Source organism: Nocardia sp. NPDC047038, assembly GCF_040644075.1.
In the GTDB taxonomy this organism is placed as follows: domain Bacteria; phylum Actinomycetota; class Actinomycetes; order Mycobacteriales; family Mycobacteriaceae; genus Nocardia; species Nocardia sichangensis.
In genome coordinates, this window is record NZ_JBEYVQ010000004.1 from 339,574 (window position 1) to 361,320 (window position 21,747).

Annotated in this window: 23 protein-coding genes and 1 pseudogene; 8 read left to right on the forward strand and 16 right to left on the reverse strand. The window is 65.6% G+C overall.

The window, feature by feature from the left end; translation table 11 throughout:
• Window positions 1–39: 39 nt before the first annotated feature.
• The 4 genes and pseudogenes from ABZ824_RS18090 to ABZ824_RS18105 form a co-directional block, all read right to left on the reverse strand.
• Window positions 40–174, reverse strand: a pseudogene (locus tag ABZ824_RS18090) (SDR family oxidoreductase); the annotation flags it as partial.
• A 74-nt stretch (window positions 175–248) separates the two neighbouring features.
• Entirely contained in the window at window positions 249–1,466 is a 1,218-nt protein-coding gene (locus tag ABZ824_RS18095) for an acetyl-CoA C-acetyltransferase (RefSeq protein ID WP_356964564.1), read from the reverse strand.
• A 302-nt stretch (window positions 1,467–1,768) separates the two neighbouring features.
• Window positions 1,769–2,278: a helix-turn-helix domain-containing protein gene (locus ABZ824_RS18100; protein ID WP_355073848.1), complete on the reverse strand. Its 510-nt coding sequence runs from the start codon at window positions 2,276–2,278 to the stop codon at window positions 1,769–1,771.
• A gap of 140 nt (window positions 2,279–2,418) precedes the next feature.
• The gene (locus tag ABZ824_RS18105) at window positions 2,419–2,982 is read right to left on the reverse strand and encodes a PadR family transcriptional regulator (protein WP_356964261.1); all 564 of its coding nucleotides are present in this window, start codon (window positions 2,980–2,982) and stop codon (window positions 2,419–2,421) included.
• A 263-nt stretch (window positions 2,983–3,245) separates the two neighbouring features.
• On the opposite strand from ABZ824_RS18105, the gene ABZ824_RS18110 reads away from it, so the two are divergent.
• On the forward strand, window positions 3,246–4,244 hold the full coding sequence (locus ABZ824_RS18110) for a nitronate monooxygenase family protein (protein ID WP_356964262.1): 999 nt from the start codon (window positions 3,246–3,248) through the stop codon (window positions 4,242–4,244).
• Between the two features lie 155 nt (window positions 4,245–4,399).
• On the opposite strand, the gene ABZ824_RS18115 is transcribed toward ABZ824_RS18110, so the two are convergent.
• Complete coding sequence (locus ABZ824_RS18115; RefSeq protein WP_355073852.1) at window positions 4,400–4,705, reverse strand: antibiotic biosynthesis monooxygenase family protein; 306 nt, start codon at window positions 4,703–4,705, stop codon at window positions 4,400–4,402.
• 471 nt (window positions 4,706–5,176) lie between these two features.
• Here ABZ824_RS18115 and ABZ824_RS18120 point away from each other — a divergent pair, with 471 nt between their 5' ends.
• Genes ABZ824_RS18120 through ABZ824_RS18130 form a run of 3 tightly spaced genes read left to right on the forward strand, consistent with a single transcriptional unit; the run spans window position 5,177 to window position 7,879 of the window.
• Window positions 5,177–6,268 (forward strand): hydroxyneurosporene dehydrogenase, encoded by a 1,092-nt coding sequence (locus ABZ824_RS18120; RefSeq protein ID WP_356964263.1) that lies wholly within the window; start codon window positions 5,177–5,179, stop codon window positions 6,266–6,268.
• Window positions 6,269–6,272: 4 nt separating this feature from the next.
• The gene (locus tag ABZ824_RS18125; protein ID WP_356964264.1) at window positions 6,273–7,382 is read left to right on the forward strand and encodes an alcohol dehydrogenase catalytic domain-containing protein; all 1,110 of its coding nucleotides are present in this window, start codon (window positions 6,273–6,275) and stop codon (window positions 7,380–7,382) included.
• A 44-nt stretch (window positions 7,383–7,426) separates the two neighbouring features.
• Complete coding sequence (locus tag ABZ824_RS18130; RefSeq protein WP_355073856.1) at window positions 7,427–7,879, forward strand: PaaI family thioesterase; 453 nt, start codon at window positions 7,427–7,429, stop codon at window positions 7,877–7,879.
• 196 nt (window positions 7,880–8,075) lie between these two features.
• Here the strand turns inward: ABZ824_RS18130 and ABZ824_RS18135 are convergent, their stop codons facing one another.
• From ABZ824_RS18135 to ABZ824_RS18145, 3 genes are all read right to left on the reverse strand, one after another.
• Complete coding sequence (locus ABZ824_RS18135; RefSeq protein ID WP_356964265.1) at window positions 8,076–8,873, reverse strand: crotonase/enoyl-CoA hydratase family protein; 798 nt, start codon at window positions 8,871–8,873, stop codon at window positions 8,076–8,078.
• A 301-nt stretch (window positions 8,874–9,174) separates the two neighbouring features.
• Window positions 9,175–10,212 (reverse strand): alcohol dehydrogenase catalytic domain-containing protein, encoded by a 1,038-nt coding sequence (locus tag ABZ824_RS18140; RefSeq protein WP_356964266.1) that lies wholly within the window; start codon window positions 10,210–10,212, stop codon window positions 9,175–9,177.
• 4 nt (window positions 10,213–10,216) lie between these two features.
• Window positions 10,217–10,531: an antibiotic biosynthesis monooxygenase gene (locus tag ABZ824_RS18145; protein ID WP_356964267.1), complete on the reverse strand. Its 315-nt coding sequence runs from the start codon at window positions 10,529–10,531 to the stop codon at window positions 10,217–10,219.
• A gap of 60 nt (window positions 10,532–10,591) precedes the next feature.
• Here ABZ824_RS18145 and ABZ824_RS18150 point away from each other — a divergent pair, with 60 nt between their 5' ends.
• A complete protein-coding gene (locus ABZ824_RS18150; protein WP_356964269.1) occupies window positions 10,592–11,548 on the forward strand; it encodes a DJ-1/PfpI family protein in 957 nt (318 codons plus the stop codon).
• 28 nt (window positions 11,549–11,576) lie between these two features.
• On the opposite strand, the gene ABZ824_RS18155 is transcribed toward ABZ824_RS18150, so the two are convergent.
• Window positions 11,577–12,035, reverse strand: a complete 459-nt coding sequence (locus tag ABZ824_RS18155) for a MarR family transcriptional regulator (protein WP_356964270.1) — start codon at window positions 12,033–12,035, stop codon at window positions 11,577–11,579.
• A gap of 61 nt (window positions 12,036–12,096) precedes the next feature.
• Between ABZ824_RS18155 and ABZ824_RS18160 the strand changes: the two genes are divergently transcribed.
• Entirely contained in the window at window positions 12,097–12,465 is a 369-nt protein-coding gene (locus ABZ824_RS18160) for a VOC family protein (RefSeq protein WP_356964272.1), read from the forward strand.
• A gap of 145 nt (window positions 12,466–12,610) precedes the next feature.
• Here ABZ824_RS18160 and ABZ824_RS18165 read toward each other — a convergent pair whose 3' ends face one another.
• The 3 genes from ABZ824_RS18165 to ABZ824_RS18175 all read right to left on the reverse strand — a co-directional run bounded on the left by ABZ824_RS18165 (window position 12,611) and on the right by ABZ824_RS18175 (window position 15,915).
• Window positions 12,611–13,498 carry a haloalkane dehalogenase gene (locus tag ABZ824_RS18165; RefSeq protein WP_356964273.1) on the reverse strand — a complete coding sequence of 296 codons (888 nt, stop codon included), beginning with the start codon at window positions 13,496–13,498 and terminating at the stop codon, window positions 12,611–12,613.
• Window positions 13,499–13,566: 68 nt separating this feature from the next.
• The gene (locus ABZ824_RS18170; RefSeq protein ID WP_356964274.1) at window positions 13,567–14,223 is read right to left on the reverse strand and encodes a TetR/AcrR family transcriptional regulator; all 657 of its coding nucleotides are present in this window, start codon (window positions 14,221–14,223) and stop codon (window positions 13,567–13,569) included.
• An 84-nt stretch (window positions 14,224–14,307) separates the two neighbouring features.
• Window positions 14,308–15,915: an amidohydrolase family protein gene (locus tag ABZ824_RS18175; RefSeq protein ID WP_356964275.1), complete on the reverse strand. Its 1,608-nt coding sequence runs from the start codon at window positions 15,913–15,915 to the stop codon at window positions 14,308–14,310.
• 274 nt (window positions 15,916–16,189) lie between these two features.
• Here ABZ824_RS18175 and ABZ824_RS18180 point away from each other — a divergent pair, with 274 nt between their 5' ends.
• Window positions 16,190–17,143 carry a helix-turn-helix domain-containing protein gene (locus ABZ824_RS18180; RefSeq protein WP_356964276.1) on the forward strand — a complete coding sequence of 318 codons (954 nt, stop codon included), beginning with the start codon at window positions 16,190–16,192 and terminating at the stop codon, window positions 17,141–17,143.
• 110 nt (window positions 17,144–17,253) lie between these two features.
• On the opposite strand, the gene ABZ824_RS18185 is transcribed toward ABZ824_RS18180, so the two are convergent.
• Window positions 17,254–18,816, reverse strand: coding sequence for an esterase-like activity of phytase family protein (locus tag ABZ824_RS18185; RefSeq protein WP_356964565.1), 1,563 nt, complete (start codon window positions 18,814–18,816; stop codon window positions 17,254–17,256).
• 408 nt (window positions 18,817–19,224) lie between these two features.
• Between ABZ824_RS18185 and ABZ824_RS18190 the strand changes: the two genes are divergently transcribed.
• Window positions 19,225–20,004, forward strand: a complete 780-nt coding sequence (locus ABZ824_RS18190; RefSeq protein ID WP_356964277.1) for an enoyl-CoA hydratase-related protein — start codon at window positions 19,225–19,227, stop codon at window positions 20,002–20,004.
• Between the two features lie 84 nt (window positions 20,005–20,088).
• Here ABZ824_RS18190 and ABZ824_RS18195 read toward each other — a convergent pair whose 3' ends face one another.
• From ABZ824_RS18195 to ABZ824_RS18205, 3 genes are all read right to left on the reverse strand, one after another.
• Complete coding sequence (locus ABZ824_RS18195) at window positions 20,089–20,418, reverse strand: DUF3140 domain-containing protein (protein ID WP_355073873.1); 330 nt, start codon at window positions 20,416–20,418, stop codon at window positions 20,089–20,091.
• Window positions 20,419–20,439: 21 nt separating this feature from the next.
• On the reverse strand, window positions 20,440–20,658 hold the full coding sequence (locus ABZ824_RS18200) for a DUF2945 domain-containing protein (protein WP_356964278.1): 219 nt from the start codon (window positions 20,656–20,658) through the stop codon (window positions 20,440–20,442).
• Window positions 20,659–20,847: 189 nt separating this feature from the next.
• Window positions 20,848–21,696: an NAD(P)H-binding protein gene (locus tag ABZ824_RS18205; protein WP_356964279.1), complete on the reverse strand. Its 849-nt coding sequence runs from the start codon at window positions 21,694–21,696 to the stop codon at window positions 20,848–20,850.
• Between the last annotated feature and the right edge of the window lie 51 nt (window positions 21,697–21,747).

A 21,747-nucleotide genomic window follows, 5' to 3' on the forward strand; every position in this document is an offset into this window, starting at 1 on the left:
CTGCAGGTCCCGCTCGCAGACGGTCGCGAACCGTGCCGGTCAGTTCTTCGGTCCTCCGGCGACGTACACGACCTGCCCCGAGACAAATCCCGCACCCTCGCTCGCCAGGAATGAGACGGCGTGTGCGACATCCTCGGGCGACCCCGCTCGCGCGACGGGAATCTGCGCGATCGCTCATGGTGTTCCCCTTCTGGATGGACAGATGCTCGACGGTCCACGCGTAACCGGTGGACGACAGCGGTGCGCGCTCAGGACACCCGCTCGAGCACCATGGCCATGCCTTGGCCCCCGCCGACGCACATGGTCTCCAGGCCGAACTGTTTGTCATGGAACTGCAACGAATTGACGAGGGTGGTGGTGATCCGCGCACCGGTCATCCCGAAGGGATGGCCGACGGCGATCGCGCCGCCGTTGACGTTGAGCTTGTCGAGGTCGATGTCCAGTTCGCGCATGGACGCGATGACCTGCGCCGCGAAGGCTTCGTTGATCTCGACCAGGTCGATGTCGCCGATCGTCATGCCCGCGTTGGCCAGCGCCCGCCGCGACGCCTCGACCGGGCCCAAGCCCATGATCTCCGGCGACAGGCCGCTGACACCGGTGGAGACGATGCGCGCGAGTGGCGTCAATCCGAGTTCCGCCGCCTTGGTATCCGACATGACGACCACCGCGGCGGCACCGTCGTTGAGCGGGCAGCAATTGCCCGCGGTGACCGTGCCGTCCGGCCGGAACACCGGCTTCAACGCCGCGACCGCGTCCAGCGTCACACCCGCGCGCGGACCGTCATCGGCCGACACCACCGTGCCGTCGGGCAGAGTCACCGGGGTGATGTCGCGTTGCCAGAATCCGTTCGACAGCGCGATTTCGGCGAGGTTCTGGCTACGCACGCCGAAGGCGTCCTGCTCCGCGCGGCTGACACCCGCGAACTGCGCGACGTTTTCGGCGGTCTGCCCCATCGCGATATAGATGTCGGGCAGTGCTCCGTCTTCGCGGGGGTCCGACCAAACCTGCCCTCCCGCAGCGAATTTCGACGTCCGCGCGACCGCGTCCTCGAACAGGGGGTTCTGGGTGCCCGGCAGGCCATCGGCATTGCCGCTGTTGTAGCGGCTGACGGTCTCGACGCCCGCCGAGACGAACACATCACCTTCACCGGCTCGAATCGCGTGCAGCGCCATCCGGGTCGTCTGCAGACTCGACGAACAATAGCGATTGACCGTGACGCCGGGCACCCGATCGAGCCCGGCCAGTACCGCCACCACCCGTCCGAGATTGAAACCCGATTCGCCCGCGGGCTGGCCGCAGCCGAGCATCAGGTCGTCGATCGTGGCCGGATCGAGCGCGGGCACCCTTTGCAGCGCGGCCTTGACGATCTGCGCCGCCAAGTCGTCGGGGCGCATGTCCTTCAGCGAGCCCTTGACGGCGCGTCCGATCGGCGACCGGGCGACGGAGACGATGACGGCTTCGGGCATGTGCCCAACCTCCCAGCTACTTACTAAGCGCTTACTCAGCGCATACGATGCGCGCTCGGACAGGCCGCGGTCAATACCGACGGCCCGCATTTATCGATGTGATCTGCCACACAACAGGTACATAAGTGCTGGTGAGGCAGGTGAATTCAGCTCGCGAAGAACGCGGCCACTGTGCGCGTAGCGCCTCGTTCGGAGTGTCCTTCGGCAGAGCAGAGCACCGAAGCGACGATGGCGGTGGACCAGCAACTCGGTGTGCCGCTACGCCTCGGGACCTGAAACCGGCCCCGGTCAACTTTCGTCAGTTACTTCGACTCTTGCCGCGCGAAGCGCTCCACGACGTCGGGACGTTCGCGCAGATGTTCGGGGTAGCCCGGACCCATGCGCAGGCGGGATTCCTCGATCGGGACAGGCTGTTCACAGTGCTCGCAGACCACCTTGACCTGCGTGTCATGACCGCACGCGGTGTGCCGCACAAGCACCGGCGGACCCGATTCGTCGGCGAGCCAGCGATCACCCCAGCTCGAAATCGCCAGCAACACACTCCAGAAGTCGGCGCCCTTCTCGGTCAGCACATACTCGTACCAGGTCGGCTCGACCTGATACGGCCGTTTCTCGAGCAAGCCTTCGTCCACCAGACGACGCAAACGGTTGCTGAGGGTATTGCGCGCGATGCCCAACTGCTGCTGGAAGTCCTCGAAACGGCGTACTCCATAGAAGGCCTCACGCATCACCAGCGGGGTCCACCAATCACCGAGCAGATCCATCGTGCGCGCGACGGAGCATGGCCATCGTGCGAAGGATGTGCGCCTCATGCAGCGAGGATATCGGTTTCATAGATAGACCATGCACTTGATGACGCCACGCGGCCGCCCGCGCTCTGCGCGGGCCATCCATCGGACCCCGCCTCGACCCCGAACTTCGCCGGCAGGCCGCGGCCGCCACGAGCCGAGGCTCAGGTCGAGCGCGATTCGCTCGGCGTCTGCATGGCATCGAGGGCTTCGATGACTTCCCTACACCAGACGATCCAGGCACGTTCGGTCCCGAGACCGGCCTTCAGGATCAGATGCCTCATCGCGCCCGCATCGTCGCCGCGAGCCGGAAAATCACGTGCCTCGATCTCCCGATAGGTCGCGAACGTCTTCTCGTGCACCGCGAGGTGGTGCGCGACGACCTCGCGGACACCTTCGAAGTCCCCGGTGGCGGCCGCTGCTCGCAACCTGATCAGCAGCGTTTCTCGCTGCTGCGGCGGCTCGTCGACCTCGCACACCCAGCGGCGAAGCGCAGCGGTGCCCGCCGGTGTGATGGAGAAACGCTTCGGCTGACCACGCCCCGGCGCCTGTGGCTGCGAAACCTCGGCGACCAAACCGCCACCGCTGAGCCGATCCAATTCGCGATAGATCTGCTGATGGGTGGCCGACCAGAAGTATCCGAACGCGCGGTCGAAGCGCCGAGCGAGTTCGATGCCGGTCGAGGCCCGTTCGGTCAACGCGGTGAGGATCGCGAACTGCAGTGCCACGGCCCCATGTTAGAGAGCGTCGAGCGCGTTGGTCCCGCGACCTGAATCCGGAGTGTCCGCGGCAAAGGCTGTGCGCGCGACCTTGCGCGGCCCGGGATCCGGCCACTTATGAAGCCGTGACCACCGGGCATGTGATCGGCCACACATGTTTTTGCAACTTATTGCATGAATGCGGGGTGCGTCGATAGCTTCGTCGTAACGCAGCGCTGTGCGGCCGGAATCGCCGCGAGTCAACGCTTCATAACTCCTCGAAGGACGTCATCATGGCCTTGCCCGCCGCTCTGTCCGGTCGCCTCACCCTGCCCATCATGGGCTCGCCGATGTTCATCTCCTCCGGACTTGAACTCGTGATCGCGCAGTGCCAGGCCGGGGTGATCGGATCCTTTCCCGCGCTGAACGCACGTCCGGCGTCACTGCTGGCGGACTGGCTGGACCGCATCACCGAGGAAAACGCGTCGTTCGCGGCGGCGAACCCGGACGCCACCGTCGCGCCGTTCGCCGTCAATCAGATCGTCCACCGGACCAACGACCGCCTCGAACACGACATGGACGTGATCGTGCGGCACCGCGTGCCTATCGTGATCACCTCTCTGGGCGCACGCCCGGAGATCAACGACGCCGTGCACTCCTACGGCGGAATCGTCCTGCACGACGTGATCAGCGACGAGTTCGCTCGGAAGGCAATCGAAAAGGGCGCGGACGGCATCATCGCCGTCGCTGCAGGCGCAGGCGGCCACGCCGGAACGCAGTCGCCGTTCGCGCTTGTCGAGGAGATCCGGGAGTGGTTCGACGGGCCGGTGCTGTTGTCCGGCGCGATCGCCCACGGCCGTTCCATCCTCGCCGCTCAGGCCGCAGGCGCTGACCTCGCCTATATCGGTTCGGCATTCCTTTCGACCGTCGAGGCGATAGCGGCTGCGGAATACAAGCAGATGATCGTCGACTCCCGGGCCAAGGACATCGTGTACAGCAACTTGTTCACCGGCGTCCATGGCAACTATCTGCGCGGCAGTATCGTCGCCGCAGGCCTGGACCCGGACAACCTCCCCCATTCCGACCCTTCCATCATGAATTTCGGCTCCGGCGGCAATGCGAGCGCCAAGGTATGGCGGGACATCTGGGGCGCCGGACAAGGCATCGGCGCGATCAAGGAAAACCTCACTGTCGCGGACTTGGTGGCTCGCTTCAAGGCCCAGTACGACGAAGCGCTCCAGGCTCTCGCCCGCAAGACACCGAGGCCCGACACCGTCGGGCAGCCGGCCTGACCCACACATGGCCGTCGAGGCCTTCCTCGCCAAAGACGAGCCGGAGTTCATCGGCCGCTGACGCGGAACACCCGCCTACCTGGTAACGCGATCATTGCCAGGTAGGCGGGTATTCCGCGTTTCGGCGCGCCGGTGACCGGCCCGCGGCAGCAGTCTCAGCCGGCCGCGACGACCGGGTAGGTGTCGACCTGCCTGCGATCCAGTCGCGGAATGATTCCGTCGATTCCCAGAGTCCGGAAGTGCTCGTATTCGCGGTGGGCGGCGAAGCCCTCGGCATCGGTGTAACGCTCGAGGATCACCAGGTGCGTTGGGTCGTCGGTATTTTGGAAATAGTCGTAAGACAGGTTGGCCGGTTCTTCACGACTGGCGGCGCGCAACCGGGCGAGCAGTTCGAGGACGGCCGTCAACTGCTCCGGCTGCACGTGGTAGTGGGCGATCACCTGAAAGTAAGTCTGACTCATCTGGTTGCTTCTCCATATCGCGGCCGATGCTCTCGGGCGCGGCGAATTCAGCGGCGTAGTGTGCCGCACTGCCATGGCGGCCTGTTCCAGGCGTCTACGCGACGCGCGCCATAGTCAACATTCTTACTACACGCTTCCCAGGCCATGGCGTCGAGACCAACGTTTCGCGCGCCGGCGCAAGTCGGCCCGGGCACGCTCGACAGTCATGCAGCGGCACTGATTCCGCAGTGCGGATGCCCATGATGTCGCAAAGGTTAGTTCTATTGTCGCAATCTTGACCAGGTCGAGGGCTAGCGTCGCGAACGTGGCAACGGGAACACAAATACTCAACTCCTTAACCATCGGTCGAGGTGTGCGCTCAAGGGCTCGCACGGTCCCTGCCGCTGGTCGAGTCCGAAGCAAGAACTCCGGACAGCAGTGTCACCGCCACGCCAACCGAGTCGTTCGAGTCATCAAAGGTGAGGAACACCGATGAAAGCTGTCATTGGCAACAGCCCCAGCCACTACCAGCGGTTGGGTCTCACGCCCGGCGTGATCGAGCCCTGGGAGGACGGCCTCCGCACCGGCGCTGCCGACGGGACATTCGAATGGTGGTACTGCGACGCGCATTTGGAGGATGGTTCGACCCTCACGGTCGAGTTCCACACCAAGCCGCCGTATGTCTCCCCCAAGGCGCCGCTGACCCCGTTCGTGTTGCTGACGTTGACGCGCCCGGACGGAACACGAATTCAGAAGACCTGCATCGAGTCACCGGACGCCTTCCGAGCCGCCACCGACGGCTGCGACGTGCGGATCGGCGCCAACGTCTTCCGCGGTGGCCCCGAGGGCTACACCATTCATGTCGAGATCGATGAAGTGACCGTCGACCTCACGCTGACCCCGCAGGTGCCACCGTGGCGGCCCGAATCGGGGCTGCTCTTCTTCGGCGAGAACGAAGAGCACTACATCGCCTGGTTGCCGGTGGTGGCGAGGGGTGCCGTCGACGCCGTTCTGACCGTGGACGGCGAGGTGGTGCGATCGATGGGACTGGGCTACCACGACCACAACTGGGGCAACATCGCACCACGAAAGATCCTCGACCACTGGTATTGGGGTCGAGCATTGCTCGGCGACTACACGATCGTGACGCTGACGTTCGTCGCTGATGATCAGTACGGCGGCGTGACGGTCCCCGTACTGCTGATCGTCGAGGCCGGCGAGATCGTGGCCGCCAGAGTGGGCGCGGAAGGCATCGAGGTCGCCGCGGACGACACCGCCGTACATCCCGACAGCGGCGTGCCGTTCGACAAGCGGCTGCGGTACACGATCGAGGAAGCGGGCACGACCTACACCGTCACCTTCACCTACCTCGACGACATCTTCCGGCTGGACTTCGGCGAGTACGGCGCCTACCACCGCTTCCTCGGCGACGTGACGTTGACGCACACCAGCGACGGTCACACCGACAGTCTCGACGGCCGAACCGTCTGGGAACTGCTGTATTTCGGCGAGCGCACACACGACGCCACGGCGACGGTGCCCGTCGACGCCGAGCATCCGCCGATCATCACCCATCAAGCATGACCGAATGACACACCCCAACCAGTCCGGCGCCGTCGCCGGACCGAGACGAAAGCTGCGACGCATGCGAGTGCTCTACTACAACGGAGCCGGGGGCTTGGAATGGCGCGACGAACCCGAGCCGGTGATCCGAAGCCGGACCGACGCGCTGGTCCGGCCCATCGCGGTCTCGACCTGCGATCTCGATCAGCGAGTGATCCGCGGCGCGGTGCCCCTCCCGGGTGTCGACGCCCCGTTCGCCATCGGCCATGAAGGCGTCGGCGAGGTCGTCGAGGTCGGGGACGCGGTGACCGGTATCGCCCCCGGTGACCTGGTCGCGATCCCCTACCACGTGTCCTGCGGGATCTGCGACCGGTGCGGCGCGGACCTGCCGCTCTACTGCCGAGCCACCGCCGCCCACGGTGTGGCGGCATACGGAATCCCGTTCGGCGGCGGATACGGCGGACTGTTCTCCGACCTCGTGCGGGTCCCGTTCGCGAGCTATGCACTGCTCCCGCTGCCACCGAATGTCACTGCCATCCAATCTGTTTCGGTCGGCGACAACCTCGCGGACGCCTGGCGCTCGGTGGTACCGCATCTGCGCCGCTATCCCGGCGCCGATGTCCTGGTGATGAGCGGGGGCACGATCGGCCTCTACAGCGCCGATGTCGCGCGTGCCTGCGGCGCTCGTGTCGTGCACTATGTCGACCCCGACCCGGACCGGCGTCGCATCGCCGCCGAACTGGGCGCCAGGACCAGTGCTCCCGAAGAGTTCGAGCCCAGCGCCCACGAGTACCAGATAGCCCTCAACCACTCCAGTGGATCGGGCCGTGCCTTGCGCAATGCGATCCTGGCGACAGCACCGGGCGGTTATGTCGAAAGCAGCTCGTTCTATTTCAACGACATCGAACTGCCGCTGCCCACGATGCACATGAAGGGCATCCATTTCAGCAGCGCGCTCAGCAACGCCCGCTCGCACATGCCCGAGGTGCTGAATCTGCTGTCCAGCGGCCGCCTGCATCCGGAACTGATCATCACCGACGTGATTCCGTTCGACAGCGCCGACCAGGCGATACCGACGGCCGGATACAAACCCGTCTGCGTTCGCAGATCCAGCAGCGGCATCGAGGAGACGTGAGCGCGGTTGACGAACGCCCCGACGAGACCGACAGGAAGACAACCATGACCGCAGTCGACTTCACCAGCATGAGTGGACTCGAACTGATGCGCTGGGCCCAACGGGATCGGCCTGCCGACACACCGTCCATCGGCCGCTTGATCGGTATCACCATGGATGAGGTCGAGAAGGGGTATGCGGCGATGTCGATACGTACGCAGCCGGACTTTTCGAACCCGCTCGGCCAGGTCCACGGCGGCATCGCGGCCACGTTGCTCGACTCGGTCATGGCGTGTGCGGTGCACACCACCCTTCCGGCCGGAGCTCGCTACACCACTCTGGAGCTGAAGGTGAACTACATCCGCTCCGTCGCGCTCGATGCCGGGCGAATCACCGCTGAGGGCAGAGTGATCCATGTCGGGCGAACGGTGGCCACCGCAGAAGGCAAGGCCTTCGACGAAAGCGGCAAGCTCGTCGCGCACGCCACCACCACCTGCATGATCTTCCTCCCCAGGTAGGCAGCAGCCCGGGCGTGCGGCTCGATCATCGAGTGTCACGGTCCGGGCCCATCCCTTCGCAGTCGACTCACGTGCGAATATCACCGTCGCTTCCAGGGAAGCGATGAAGTGCAGTGGTGAGCCGAGGCCGAAATCAACTGTCAGATGGCATAACGTTGCGTTTCCTGACTGCGAACTCGGCCCCGGCATCCGCTTGTTATCGCCCGGTGAATCGTGCCGGTCGCCGCTCCAGGAACGACAGCATGCCTTCCCTGGCATCCTCACTGGTGACCAGACGCCGCAAGTCCTCACGGATGGCTTCGCCCGCGACGACCTCGCCGTCGTTTATCGCGCGTCGGGCCGAAGCGATGGTCGCCTCGATACCGAGCGGCGCTTGCTCGCTGATCCGTTCGGCCAGCTCGAGCGCACGCTCGAGTTGACGGCCGGGCTCGACCACCTCTTGGACGAGCCCGAGGCGCAGTGCTTCGTTCGCGTCGAACGGATCTCCGGTGAGCAGCCAGCGCATCGCGTTGCCCCATCCCGCCTCGCGCGGAAGCCGGTAGGTCGCGCCACCGAGGGGAAAGATACCGCGCTGCACTTCCATCTGCGCGAACTGAGCGTCGGCGGCGGCGATGCGCACGTCCGCGGCGAGCAGCAGTTCGATGCCGATGGTCATGGACCATCCGTGCACGGCCGCCACGACCGGAGTCGTGCGCGCCGGCCCGGTGGTGGACACCGGATTCAACTCGTCCTCGGCCCAATCGACGCTGCTGTCGGTGATCTGCGGCAGCACATCGGCCAGATCGAGCCCGCCGGTGAAATTCGCGCCGTGGCCGTACAGGACACCGCACCGCAGGTCGTCGTCCGTTTCCAGGACGTAGTAGGCATTTCCGAGCGCACGCAGCAACTCCATGTCGAACGCATTGCGTTTGGCAGGGCGATTCAGGCCCATCAACAAGACATGCCCGCGCCGCTCGACGGTGAGGACCGCACTTGGCCGCAGATTCTCGGTCATGCCGAGACCACCCTCGACACGGCCCGTTTCACCATCGACTCGTGTGTTCGGAAATGCGAGCAGTCCGTGCGCGAGCCGTCCTTCGCGGACTGTCCGGCGGCGCGGAAAGTTCCGAGCCGCCGGAAACAATATGGCCGAGAATCGACCTGTGCCTTCATGAAGTTCTCCGTTCGGGACATCGACGACGACCGATTTCGTCGTCGCGGCCGACGCTACGTAGCGCCCGCATACCCGATGCGGCATAACGGCCACCGTTTGCGACATGGTCGGCGACAACGGAGTCCGGCACGGGGCCGGCTGTTCAGGGGCGGACGAGCACCTTGAGCGCTTCGCGGGAATCCATGGCGCGGTAGGCATCGGCGATCTGGTCGAGGCCGGCTTCGCGGTCGAAGACCTTGCCGGGTTCCACCCTGCCGTCGAGGACGCCCGGCAGCAGGGTGTCGATGTAGGCGCGGACCGGCGCGGGCCCTCCGGTGAGAGTGATATTGGGGCCGAACAGACTGCCGAACCCGATCGGGGCGTTCTTGTATTGCGGGACACCCACCCGGCTGATCACACCGCCCGGGCGGACGACGCCGACGGCCTGCTGGTAGGCGGGCATATGACCGACGGCTTCGATGACGACGTGGGTGCCGTCCCCGCCGGTGAGCTCACGGACGGCGGCGATGCCTTCCTCGCCGCGCTCGGCCACGACGTCGGTGGCGCCGAATTCGCGACCCAGGTCGGTGCGGTCCTTGTGACGGCCCATCAGGACCACGCGCCGGGCGTCGAGCTGTCGGGCGGACAGCACGGCCAAGAGCCCGACAGCGCCGTCGCCGATCACGGTGACCGTCGTCTCGGCGCTGACGCGTGCTGCGCGGACGGCGTGGTAGCCGGTGCCGTAGACGTCGGACAGCGTCAGCAGTGAGGGGATCAGCGGTGAGTTCTCCTCAACGGAGACCGGAACGAGCGTGCCGTCGGCGAACGGGACCCGCACCGCCTCCGCCTGCCCGCCGCCGACGCCGCCTGCGTTCCAGTAACCGCCGTGCCTGCACGAGGTGTGCAGACCTTCGCGGCAATAGTCGCAGGTGCCGTCCGACCATACGAACGGCGCGATGACCAGGTCCCTCATCTTCACGGTGTGCACGTCGCCGCCGATGTCTTCGACTACGCCGACGAACTCGTGGCCCATGGAACTGCCCTGAGGTGTCGGAGCCATGGAATGGTAGGGGTGCAGATCCGTCCCGCACACGCAGGCGCGCACCACGCGGACGATGGCGTCGGTGGCGTCGTGGATCACCGGGTCGGGGACATCGATGACGCGAACGTCGCCGGGGCCGTACAAATACGTGGCTCGCATGAAGTTACGCCGCGCCGTTCTTGACCGCGATCACCGACAGCGGTGACACCGTCGGTGGCTGGGCGAGCAGATCACTGCCCTCACCCAGAATCAGTGCGGCGGCCGCGCCCGCCATGTGCGCCTTCTGCTCCTCCGGCGAGGCGAACACGTCGACGAGGAAGAATGTCGACGGTTCCGTGGCCGACCGTCCGGCCAGCCACACCGTCGTCCCGGCTTCGGCTTCGATCAACGGACGGGCGCGTTCGAGGAGTTCGGCGAAGGCGTCCGCTTTGCCCTCGGCGGTGGTGAAGGTGACCATCAATGCTGTATTCGTTGTCATGGCCGCGACACTATTGGCGACAAAACTAATGATTGCGACAAAACGGCTACACTTTGCGACATGAAGATCGGGGTTGCCGCGATCGCTGGCGGCTGGGACTCCGGCCTGACCACCGTCTTGGACGTCCTACGTACCGCCGAAGCCGCACGAGAACGAGTCGACCGGAACATTCCTGCGATTTCCGTTCGCACAATCGCGGCGACCCCGGCACCGATCCCCACGCAGGGCGGCCTGCTGGTCCCGATCGACTTCACCTTCGATGATGCCCGCATGGGCGATCTCGACATCCTCGTCATTCCCGCCATCGGCGCCAACAGCCCACCCGGCGTAATCGACGCCCTCCTGCGCCCCGACATACATCGGCTGCGCACGCAGCTACGCGACTGGGCCGACGAAGGCCGTCAACTAGCCGCCGCCTGCACCGGCACACTGCTGCTGGCGGAGGCGGGCATCCTCAACGGACGCCGCGCCACCACCAGCTGGTGGCTCACCACCGAATTCCAGCGCCGCTACCCGCGCGTCGATCTCGACATGACCCGCATGGTCGTCCAAGACGGGCACATCACCACGGCGGGCGCCGCGTTCGCCCACATCGATCTCGCGATCAACCTCGTGGCTCGGGCGAGTTCACAACTCGCCGACTTCACGGCTGCGACTCTGCTCATCGATGAACGTCCCTCCCGCAGTATCGAATCCGCCCTCGGCTATCTCTCCAGCACCGACCGGCTCATCACCGACTTCGAAAACTGGATCCGCGCACATCTCACCGAACCCATCTCGATTGCCGACGCCGCCACCGCGATCGGGACCACCCGTCGCACTCTGGAGCGTCACGTCCGGCAACAACTGGGCACCAGCCCTAATACCCTCGTGCAACACATTCGCGCCGAACGCGCCCGCCACCTCCAGCGCACCACCGACCTTCCCCTCACCAAGATCGCGCCGATGGTCGGCTACCAAAGCAGCGCCGCACTACGCAACGCACTGACCGCCAGCGAATGCCGCGAGCACAATTAGCGCGACGAGACGTGCGCCGGGGAACGAGCTATGCACCGTCGTTGCCATCGCGCAGGGAATGGATCATGCTGCGCAGGATCCGCAACGCGCTGGACTGCTCGGTCTCGGTCAGGCCGGCGAGCATTCTGACTTCGACGGACCGGACCGCCACGGTCGCCTTCTCGAGGCTCCGTCGTCCGCGGGGCGTGAGCCGTGTGGGAAGAACCTTTCCGACGGGTGCCTCCGCGGGCCTGGTCACGTAGCCGTCTCGTTCCAGAGCCTGGAGTAGCACGTTCATCGTCTGCCGTGTCACGAACGCGCCCCGCGCGAGCTCGGAGTTCGACAGGCCCGGTCGTTGCGCCAGCAGCTCGAGGCAGGAGTAGTGCGTCACGCTCATCCCGAGTGGCCGCAGCACCTCCTCCATGGCTACGCGCAGGACGCTCGACGCCTCTTTCAGCAGGTAGCCCAGTGACGTTTCCAAGTCGACGCCCGCACGGTCTTGACTCATGTCAGTATTCTGACATAGATTCCACCGTGTCAGAAAACTGACACAGAATGAGGAGATCATCATGCCCGTTACCGGCCCCGACTTCATCTCGCTGCAAGCGCGCGACCTGGCCGCTTCGCAGGCGTTCTACGAGCAGTACCTCGGCCTCGTCCGCTCGCAGGCCGGACCTCCACACGCCGTCGTCTTCGAGACGAAGCCGATCGCGTTCGCACTCCGCGACGTCGTTCCCGGCACCGATCTCGCATCCGTCGCTCAGCCCGGCATCGGCGCCGCGATCTGGCTCCACGCCACCGACGTCCAGGCCATTCACGATGCTCTCGTCGCCGACGGTCACACCATCGTCTCCGCACCGATCGACGGCCCCTTCGGTCGGACATTCACCTTCGCCGACCCCGACGGCTATCAGGTCACTCTCCACGACCGCGTCTGACCGGACCAGCGCCACCGGACGATCACCGTACGTCGCCGTGATCATCGACCTCACCGGGATCCGTGACTCCACCGGACCAGCACGGCTGCTGGACATACGCTCGCCGACCGGCCCAGTCGCTGTCGCCTCGGCGACTTACGCACCTTCAGTAGCGTACTTTCTTGACGAATTCCGCTATGGCCGTGCCGATTTCATCAGGGCTGTCTTCCTGAATGAAATGTGATCCCGGAACGGTCGTTTCGCGCTGATTGGGCCAGGTGCGGCAGAATTCGCGTTGCGGTCCGGTGAGAATGGAGCCCGGTTCCGCGTTGACGAACAACTTCGGGACATCGCTGGTGCTCAACCATCGTCCGTAGTCCTCGACCACCTCGACGACATCCTTCGGCTCCCCTTCGATCGGGATCTGGCGAGGCCAGCTCAGAGTGGGCCGGCGATCCTCGCCCGGTGACGCGAACGGCCGCCGATATTCCGCCATCTCCGCGTCGCTCAGCGCCCGGAGTACCGAACCGGGGAGAACCCGCTCGACGAAGATGTTTTTCTCGAGCACCATTCCCTCACCGGCAGGCGACCGGAAACCCTGGAACACGCCCCGTGCGCCTTCGGGCCACTGTTCCCACGTCACCGGCATGACAATGCTTTCCATGTAGACGATTGCCCGGACGCGGTCGCGGTGCTGGTTGGCCCAATCGAATCCCAAAGCCGACCCCCAGTCGTGGAGGACCAGCACGATATTGTCGCCGAGATCGAGCGTATCCCACAGATCGAAGAGATACTCGCGGTGCTCGGCATAGGTGTATCGGTCGGGACCGGAATCAGGGGGCTTGCTGGAATCACCCATGCCGATGAGGTCGCAGGCGATCAACCGTCCCAGCCCCTCACAGTGCGGCATGACGTTGCGCCACAGATACGACGATGTGGGGTTGCCGTGTTGAAAGACAATGGCGTCGCCCTGCCCCTCATCGATGTAGGCCATGCGCTGTCCGCGAACATCCGAGAATTTCTTCGCCGCGAAAGGCGCTGTACTGTATGGCATTACAGAGTCTCCTTATGTGTAGGTGTCCCGCTGAAGGCAGGTCTATGCCGCTGCGGCAGTCCGATCACTCACACCTCTGTCCCGGGCCCGCGCTCGGCGCGCTCGTCGACCGCGGCGCCCATCCGCGCCGCCGCGTTCCGGCACACACGAAGAATCCGCGACGAGAAGGACTCGGATTCCACAGCCCGTGACAGCACGAGTCCGCCGATACACAAGGCCAGGGTCGCGATGGCCTCGTCATAGAGTTCGTGCTCCTGCGGATCGTCCACCGGACGGCCACCCATCGCGTTGAGGGTCTTGCGCAGTTCCTCCTCGTAGGCTGACCGGAACTCGGCGGGCATGCGCGCGGCGTCGGATCCGATCGCCGAGAACGCGCACGAATCCGCCCGCTCGTCGCGGTGGGTCCGGTTGAGATAGCCGCGCGCGAGGCGGGCCGCGCGGGCGCCCCAGGACGCGTCGCGCGTCTTGCCGATCCAACGCGGCCGGCTTTCGGCAAGCCCGTGCCGGAAGGCCGCGATGGCCAGATCGTCCTTACTCGCGAAGTGTGAGTAGAAGGCTCCGTGCGTCAGGCCCGCGTCCCGCATGACCTTCCCGATAGCGCCGCCATCGGGACCATCCACCCGCAGCCGAGCGGCACTCGCGTCGAGGATGCGCGTCAACGACTCTCGTTTCTGTCGCGCGCGCTGCCCCTCCCCGGAGGGCGAATTTCGCATGTCGACCATCATGTGAACTACGCTCTCGCATGATGTCCGTCATGTCAATGCACCCAACCGGCCGAGCGGTCGGGGCGCGCACGGGATATCGCAGGATCAACTGACGAAGTTCCTGGCGAGCCGCCGCATGGTCAGGCGCGCGAGCAATCGCGTGGTGAACTCGCCGAAGGCACCCTCGAAGCGGGCGAGCTCTTTGCCGATGGCCACGTCGAGGTCCGCTGCGGTGATCAACGTTCCCTTGGCCACCGTCGCGGTCAGGTCCCGGCTCACCGACCAGCTCGGATGGCGTGGATCCGATCGAGTGACGACGAGTTCGGCGCGCGCACCGCGGTCCACGGTGCCGATATCGGTGAGTCCGAGCGCGCTCGCCGCGGTGGCGGTGGCCAGCCGCCACGAGTCCCGGCGTGGGATACCGGCTTGCTCGAAGGCGTCGAGTTCGCGATGCAGGGCGATCCCCGGCGCGACGAACGGTTGTTGGGTGTCGGTACCCAACCGCAGCGGCACACCGTCACCGAAGAGACGGTTGACGAGCAGGTGTTTGCGCTCCACGGCGCGCCTGCACCGATCGAAGTCCTCGCGTCGGATGTCGCGATAGGCAGGGATGCCGTGTCGAGGGTGCCACACGATGGCCGAGTAGAACGACGGCAGCGCTCGCGCTGTGGGCTCGTCGCGCGCTTGGTGATGCCGCTCGAGATCGAGGACACCGGTGGAGGTGTTCAGCGTCGGCGTGACCGCGAGCCCGCGGTCGGCGCTCACCTGCCGGATGAGATCGATGCGGCGGTCGTCGACAGCGTCCCAGTCGATCATGCGATTGAAGACGTGGTCCCGCCGAATACTGGCCGGCGGCGCCATGCCGAACAGGTGCTGCCCATCCGGCAGTTGCGCATCCTCGTGCCCGAGCCCGTACGGGACGTGTCCGAGAACTCCCATGCCGGCCGCACGTGCCGCTGCTTTGAGCGCGACGATGCGCGGAACATCGAGATTCTCATAGGATTTGACCCACGTGGCCCCCAGGTGCCGCAGCCGATCGATGATGCCCGGCGCCTGCTCCGGATCGGCGTAGACGAACGAGTTGGACCACCGTGCCGGTGGGGAGTTCACGAACCCGTAGGCGTAGTGGATCTCCGGTCCGGGCAGGGCGCCGGCGACCACCGATGCCAGGGCCGCCGGTGTCGCCGTCCCGTCGGTGTCGCCCGCGTCGCGAACGACCGTGATCCCGTGTCGCAGGGTTTGCAGTAGGAACAGATCGGTCAGCCGAAGCACGCTGTCAGGGGGCATGTGCACATGCATGTCGATCAGCGCGCTCGCGACGAAGCCGCCGCGAGCTTCCTCGAACACCGTCGCCTGTGGTGGAGGTTGCATCGCACCGGCCGGGGTGATGCTGTCGATCCGGCCGTCGACCACATAGACGTCGACATGCACCGCATCCGGCCTGTCCATGTGGGCGATGGTCACATCCGGCAGGACGAAGGCGCCACGGATCGTGGGCAGGATCGAGTCCCGTGTGGACACCGTCTCGGTCCAGGCGTCTCGGCCGAGCCGCTCGAACAGGCTGTTCTGCCGCATCGGCTGTGCCGGACGTGATCGCACCACGGATAGACTCAGTGCCGCGCAACAGCTCTCGTGTACCAGGCCCATGACGGCGCGGCAGAACTGGTCGAATGCGATGTTCGACGTCGTGGCGAGCGACAGGGCGGAAGTCACAGTCTGTCCTCCTTCGGGAATCGACGAACTCGACCCTATGAGTATTCGAATATCGAGGACCAGGGCCGAGTTGGACAAAATAGAGACCACTCGTGACAGATGATCGGTCGAGCGCGTGTGGCAATCGGCGGGCACTGTTACCGTCCGGGGTCATGAGTACCATCGGCCTGCGGGAATGATTGGGACTCGGTGAACGAGAATTGACCGAGGCGACAATCACCTGCCACGATCGTCCACGAATTCTGCGCGGACACGAACCGGATATGATCGAGACGTGAAAGCCGCAGTGCTCGAACTGCCGGATATGCGAGCCACCGGAATCGCGATCAGTCACGACATGCTCGAGTCGGCCAACCGAGCCGCGGAAGCTCTCGGCCGGCCCCGCCCTTTCGAGATCACCGCATTGCGCCCTGGCGATCAATTGCCCGGCGCGCTCGACCTGATCGCTATTCCGGGAATGGGGTGCGTATCGGTGAGCGAACTGGACGCCGTTCTGGCGCGAGCGAGCGATCCGTGGTCGATGCGAATTCTGTCCGAGGCCGTGAACTCGCAGGCTCGGGTGGCCGCCTCTTGTTCGAGCGTGTTCCTGCTCGCGCGAACCGGAGCGCTCGACGGTGGCCGCGCGACCACATCCTGGTTCCTCGCAGCCGAACTCCAGGCACGGCACCCCGCGATCACCGTCGAACCCGACAAGATCTTGGTCCGGCACGGCCGCACGGTCACCGGCGGAGCATCACTCGCCCATGTCGACGTCATGCTCGCGGCGATCGAGATGCTCACCGGCTCGGACGTGGCCGATCTGTGCGCCCGCTATCAGCTCATCGACCGCCGGACCTCGCAGCGTCCCTACATGATGCTCACCGTGCTGATCGCCGACGACCCCGATCTGGTGCACGCCCACGACTGGATCGTCAGCAATCTCCGCCGATCCTTCACGACCGCCGATCTCGCCGACGCGGTGGGACTTCATACCCGCACACTCGCACGACGCCTACAGCGCGCTACCGGCCTCAGCCCGCAAGCCTTCGTCCAGTACATCCGCACGGACACCGCGTTGACGCTGATCCGATCGGGAACCACTGCGGAGGCTGCCGCCCATCGAGTCGGCTACGCCGATGCCTCTTCCCTGCGCCGAGCCATTCGCCGCCGAGAAACCAGTCGCACCAGCTGGTCGACTCCCGGGCACAGGCCGGACAGCGGGCAGGGCACGGTGTCACCCCGGGAATAGCGGCTCCAGAGGACGAACACGTGTTTTCGCACTGACCAATGGCGCCCTCCCGGTCACGGCTGTTGCCACTTCCGGGAGGGTTCCCGACGGCGTCGGGCGCCGTACGTCCGCTACTTCACGGTGACCGTGATCGTCCGCGTCTGCGTCTTGGCGGGCAGCTTGGTGGTGTCGACCATCAGCACCTCACCCGTGTCCTGGGCGCCGTTGGCGAGGAGCTTGGCTTTCAGTCCGAACGGCGGCTGGTCGCCGGTGGCGGCCTCGATGCCGAAGTCGCTGTCGTCGGCGATGTAGAGGGTCTTGCCGCCGTCGCGGGTGGCGACGCCCTCGATCTTGTCGTGGCCGAAGAACTTGCCGTCGGCGTTCAGGCCGTCCACCAGACCGCCGAGGTCCAGGGCGGACTTCTTGGTGACGGGGGTGACACCCGCCTTCCGCAGCATGGCGACGCCTTCGGCAGTGGGCACGGCACCGACGAGGAGTTCCAGCGGCTTGCCGTCGACCAGCAGGCCGAGTTGCGGATCGTAGTGCGCATTCTGGATTTTCGCCTGCGGGCCGATGTCGGTGGCGCCGGTGATGTCGATGGTCCACAGCTTCTTGTCGGCCTTGGGCGATTTGCCGCCGTCGCGTTCGTCGACCAGGAAGGTGGTGTCGCTCAGCGCCGTGATCTCGGAGACCGCGAGCTTCTGCTTCGGATTCTCCAGCGGATATACGAATTCCTTGACGTACCGGGTCTTCAGATCCACGGTGACGATCCGGGTCATGGGCACCTCACGCGCCGACGCGACACCTGGCTCGTTCAGTGCACTCTGCACGATGCCGACCAATGTGCTGCCGTCCGGCGTGATGGTGAGCCCCTCCATACCCTGGTTCGGGGTGCGCAGCGAAAGCTCTTTGGGCAGACCGCGTCCCGGTGCGAGCCGCTCGAGCTCGGTGCCGTTGGCGTCGAAGTGCACGACGAACGGCCCGTACTCGTCGGACACCCAGAAGCTGCCGTCGGGCATCGCGACCAGGCCTTCGCTGTCGATGCCGTGATCGGTCGGCGGCAGGACGGTGCCGTTGAGGTCGCGGATGGTCTCGCCGGTGCTTGCGGAGGTGTCGACCAGGCCGTTGAACGGCTGGCCCGCTGAATTCTTCAGGGGAATGGTGCTTTCCAGCACCGCCTTGGTGCCGACCAACTTGAATTTCGCGATGGTGGGCGTGAAAGTCGGTATCGGCGTGAGCTTCTCGTTCTTGCCCTTGCCGTCCACGTTCGGACCGCGGTCGGTGAGACCGTAGAACTCGTCGGTCGATCCGGGCACCGGGGTGAACGCCGACCCGTATCCGCTGCCCTGCAGACTCACGCCACCGAAGTCACCGAGCGGCGGGATATCGGTGGTGAACAGCTTCACGGCGTCGGTGGTGGTCACGGTGATGCTGTCGGAACCGGTGTATCCAGCCGCAGGCGTGTACACCACCGCACCGTCGCTGCGGCGGGTGATCGTGCCGTGCTGCGGATCGGCGATCCCGACCGCGGCTCTGCCGCCGGTCGCGGCCAGCAGATCATCCAGCGAGATCACCAAGGGCTGGTCCTTGGCGGCGGCGAAGGCCGCCTCCGAGTTCGACGACGAGCAAGCGGACAGAACGGCGGAAGCGCACACGGCGACCATGACGAGCGCGCTTCGGGTACTGCGGTGCATTCTCACCAGCGATGCGTACCGTCCGAGGCCGACCGCCAGTTGGCATCGAGCTGAACATGAGCCGTCGATCCCCACAATCATCCGATCAGTTTGCAGTGTTGCCAATCCTGACGAACGTGAGTGTTGCGGTATCCGAGCGTCGGCCGCGTCGCTACCGCGCTCTCGCCGCTACTTGGCGCCACCGACTTCGATGCCGAACAAGCCTTAGCGCTCGGTGAACGGGCACCTGCGTCCGATCGGGCGCCTGCGGCGAGGAAGCTGCCGAGCAGGCCATCCGCATCGAGGTCGCCACAGCCGGGACGCGGCCCCGCCACCACCACCGCCCAGCGGAGGACCCGGCCGTGCGAGCTGTTCGGAGATCATCCCGGAAGTGTCGTGTCGTTCCCCGTATAGCTCTACGGTGGAGATATGACCGCCTTGGAGTATCAGCATGTGCTGGTCGCGCGGGACGGCGACACAGTGCGCATCACGATGAACCGGCCGGAACGACGCAATACCCTGTCCGGCGAACATCTCGCCGAGTTGCTCGCCTCCTTCCGCGCTGCGGGCGAGACGGACGCCACCGGGATAGTGCTCGGGGCAGCCGGTCCGGTGTTCTCCGCGGGACATGATTTCGCCGATGTCGCCGCACGCGACCTGCTCGGCGTGCGGGAACTGCTCACACTGTGCACCGAGCTCATGTCGACCATCGAGTCGGTACCGCAGGTGGTGATCGCCCGCGTGCAAGGTCTGGCCACGGCTGCCGGCTGCCAACTGGTGGCCTCGTGCGATCTGGCCATCGCCGCCGAATCGGCCGGTTTCGCGCTCCCCGGCGGCAAGGGCGGCTGGTTCTGCCACACCCCCGCGGTGCCGGTAGCCCGCGCCGTCGGCCGCAAACGACTGATGGAACTCGCCCTCACCGGCGACCCGATCGATGCCCGCACCGCCGAACAGTGGGGCCTGATCAACCGAGCGGTGCCGGACGCCGAGCTCGACACCGCCGTCGACGAGTTGCTCGCCCGAGCTACCCGCGGCAGCCGCGCCAGCAAAGCACTGGGCAAACGCACCCTCTACCGCCAGCTCGACCGGCCCGAGACAGACGCCTACGCCCTCGCCCTGGAAGTCATGGCCGCCGCCGCCCAACTTCCCGGCGCCCGCGAAGGAATGGCGGCCTTCCTGGCGAAGCGCCCACCCGTCTGGCGCGATTAGCGGCGCCCGGCGTCTGCCCCTGCCCGCCGGAGACGGCTCGAATCGGCAAGAGACGCTGGATGTGACGCGTATTCGCTGCCGCCGTCAGCTTTTCATCGGATCGTGGCCCCAGTTCATCAGCGAGTATCGCCATTTGGTGTTCTCGATTTCGCCGGAGGGTCGCTGCTCGAGATGGCGGTGCGCATAGCCGATGACTTTGCGCATGTGCGCGTAATCATCGTCGGTCGGTTTCTTCTTCTCGAGGATGTCCGCGATGCGCCGCCCGCTCGCGTGCCCGGTCGACTCGCCGCCGTCTTTCGGCTTCTGCCCCACCGACTTCGACTCGTCGGTGTCGAGCCACCGGCGCAGTTCTTTCGCCGTCATGTTGACGATGTTGTCGAATTCCGTACGCGTGTCTTTGTCTTCCGTCGTCATGGCGCGGCTCCGTTTTCGATGTCAATCGTCGTGCGGACGTAGCGCGCCTGGCTTGTGCACCGCGTCACGGCCGCTCTTCGCACTGCGCACCCGATACTGTGGCTCCTGTTCGGAGGCCCGTACAGTTCGGCCCGCCGCTTCGGTGTCGGACGTGATGACGTCTTCCACCTTGCCCTCGGCGGTACTGCCGTGGCTGTTCCATTCGACCTCATCTCCTTTGCTGAACGATTGCTTTCCCATAGTCGATTCCTTCCCCATTCCCGCATTCAACGAGGTCGTGTTACCCGCAGTCCGCTCTCGAAAACTGATAGCTGAACCGGCCCTCCTGATCGCCACCCACTCTTTCTGCGGCCAGAACCTCGTGCAGGGTCGCGATGGTGCCGGTTTCGACCAGACGATCCCGTTGTCAGCACCGGCCGCGCTGTTGCGCTAGGAGGTAGTGGTCCGGCGCCAACAGCCTGAGGCGGCGGATTCCGCGACATAGTTCTCGAATGTCCGGGCCGGACGGTGAAGAGCTCGGTGCACGTCATCGGTGGGGGTCGTGCCCGGGCCGCCGTGGGGAAGCCGGGTGAGAATGTCGGTGAGTAGCCGCGCCGCCTCGGGCGAGACACCGAAGCCGATTTGCTGTTCGACGAAAGTCACGGGGTCGATGTCGATGTGGCGGATCGTGCGGCCGATGGTCGCTCCGATCATGTCCACGGCTTCGCCGAAGCTGATCGCCCTCGGGCCGGTCAGCTCGTAGGTGTTACCACTGTGCCGGTCATCGATCAGTGCTCGCGCCGCGACTTCGGCGATGTCGTCGGCGTCCACGAACGGGGTACGGCCGTCGCCGGTGGGGACATACAGCGCGCCGTTGAGAATGCCTGACAGCCAGAAACTTTCACTGAAATTCTGCGCGAACCAGTTGGGTCGCAGAATGGTCCATTCCAGCCCGCTGTCCCGGGTCGCGCGCTCGGCGGCGTACAGGGGATGATCGGCCTGGTCGGCGGCCGGTGCGGACAGTAGTACGAGTCGCCGGACACCGGCCCCGACCGCCGCCTCGATGAATTTCGGAATACGCGCTCGGCCCTCATCGGTGAATTGCAGGGCCGGTTCCACGAGATAGGCGGAGGCGGCGCCGTCGAGCACTGCCGACCAAGTCGTCGGGTCGCCCAGGTCGAACGACATATCGCCCCCGGTGCGGGCGACCGCCCGTACCGGATGGCCCGCGGCTCGGAGGTGGCGTGCGATCCGTCGGCCGGTCTTACCGGTGCCGCCGAGAATCAGGATGTTGGTCATGGCAATCATCCAATCGAGCAGCAGCCAGACGATCCATGGGAGAAGATCCGG

Coding starts and splice junctions, on each gene's coding strand:
- ABZ824_RS18150 (WP_356964269.1), top strand. CDS start 10,592: ATGAAGATCGGGGTTGCCGCGATCGCTGGCGGCTGGGACTCCGGCCTG.
- ABZ824_RS18200 (WP_356964278.1), bottom strand. CDS start 20,658: ATGGGAAAGCAATCGTTCAGCAAAGGAGATGAGGTCGAATGGAACAGC.
- ABZ824_RS18170 (WP_356964274.1), bottom strand. CDS start 14,223: ATGATGGTCGACATGCGAAATTCGCCCTCCGGGGAGGGGCAGCGCGCG.
- ABZ824_RS18145 (WP_356964267.1), bottom strand. CDS start 10,531: ATGACAACGAATACAGCATTGATGGTCACCTTCACCACCGCCGAGGGC.
- ABZ824_RS18135 (WP_356964265.1), bottom strand. CDS start 8,873: ATGACCGAGAATCTGCGGCCAAGTGCGGTCCTCACCGTCGAGCGGCGC.
- ABZ824_RS18110 (WP_356964262.1), top strand. CDS start 3,246: ATGGCCTTGCCCGCCGCTCTGTCCGGTCGCCTCACCCTGCCCATCATG.
- ABZ824_RS18185 (WP_356964565.1), bottom strand. CDS start 18,816: ATGCACCGCAGTACCCGAAGCGCGCTCGTCATGGTCGCCGTGTGCGCT.
- ABZ824_RS18160 (WP_356964272.1), top strand. CDS start 12,097: ATGCCCGTTACCGGCCCCGACTTCATCTCGCTGCAAGCGCGCGACCTG.
- ABZ824_RS18195 (WP_355073873.1), bottom strand. CDS start 20,418: ATGACGACGGAAGACAAAGACACGCGTACGGAATTCGACAACATCGTC.
- ABZ824_RS18095 (WP_356964564.1), bottom strand. CDS start 1,466: ATGCCCGAAGCCGTCATCGTCTCCGTCGCCCGGTCGCCGATCGGACGC.
- ABZ824_RS18125 (WP_356964264.1), top strand. CDS start 6,273: ATGACACACCCCAACCAGTCCGGCGCCGTCGCCGGACCGAGACGAAAG.
- ABZ824_RS18140 (WP_356964266.1), bottom strand. CDS start 10,212: ATGCGAGCCACGTATTTGTACGGCCCCGGCGACGTTCGCGTCATCGAT.
- ABZ824_RS18130 (WP_355073856.1), top strand. CDS start 7,427: ATGACCGCAGTCGACTTCACCAGCATGAGTGGACTCGAACTGATGCGC.
- ABZ824_RS18165 (WP_356964273.1), bottom strand. CDS start 13,498: ATGCCATACAGTACAGCGCCTTTCGCGGCGAAGAAATTCTCGGATGTT.
- ABZ824_RS18115 (WP_355073852.1), bottom strand. CDS start 4,705: ATGAGTCAGACTTACTTTCAGGTGATCGCCCACTACCACGTGCAGCCG.
- ABZ824_RS18155 (WP_356964270.1), bottom strand. CDS start 12,035: ATGAGTCAAGACCGTGCGGGCGTCGACTTGGAAACGTCACTGGGCTAC.
- ABZ824_RS18120 (WP_356964263.1), top strand. CDS start 5,177: ATGAAAGCTGTCATTGGCAACAGCCCCAGCCACTACCAGCGGTTGGGT.
- ABZ824_RS18205 (WP_356964279.1), bottom strand. CDS start 21,696: ATGACCAACATCCTGATTCTCGGCGGCACCGGTAAGACCGGCCGACGG.
- ABZ824_RS18100 (WP_355073848.1), bottom strand. CDS start 2,278: ATGAGGCGCACATCCTTCGCACGATGGCCATGCTCCGTCGCGCGCACG.
- ABZ824_RS18190 (WP_356964277.1), top strand. CDS start 19,225: ATGACCGCCTTGGAGTATCAGCATGTGCTGGTCGCGCGGGACGGCGAC.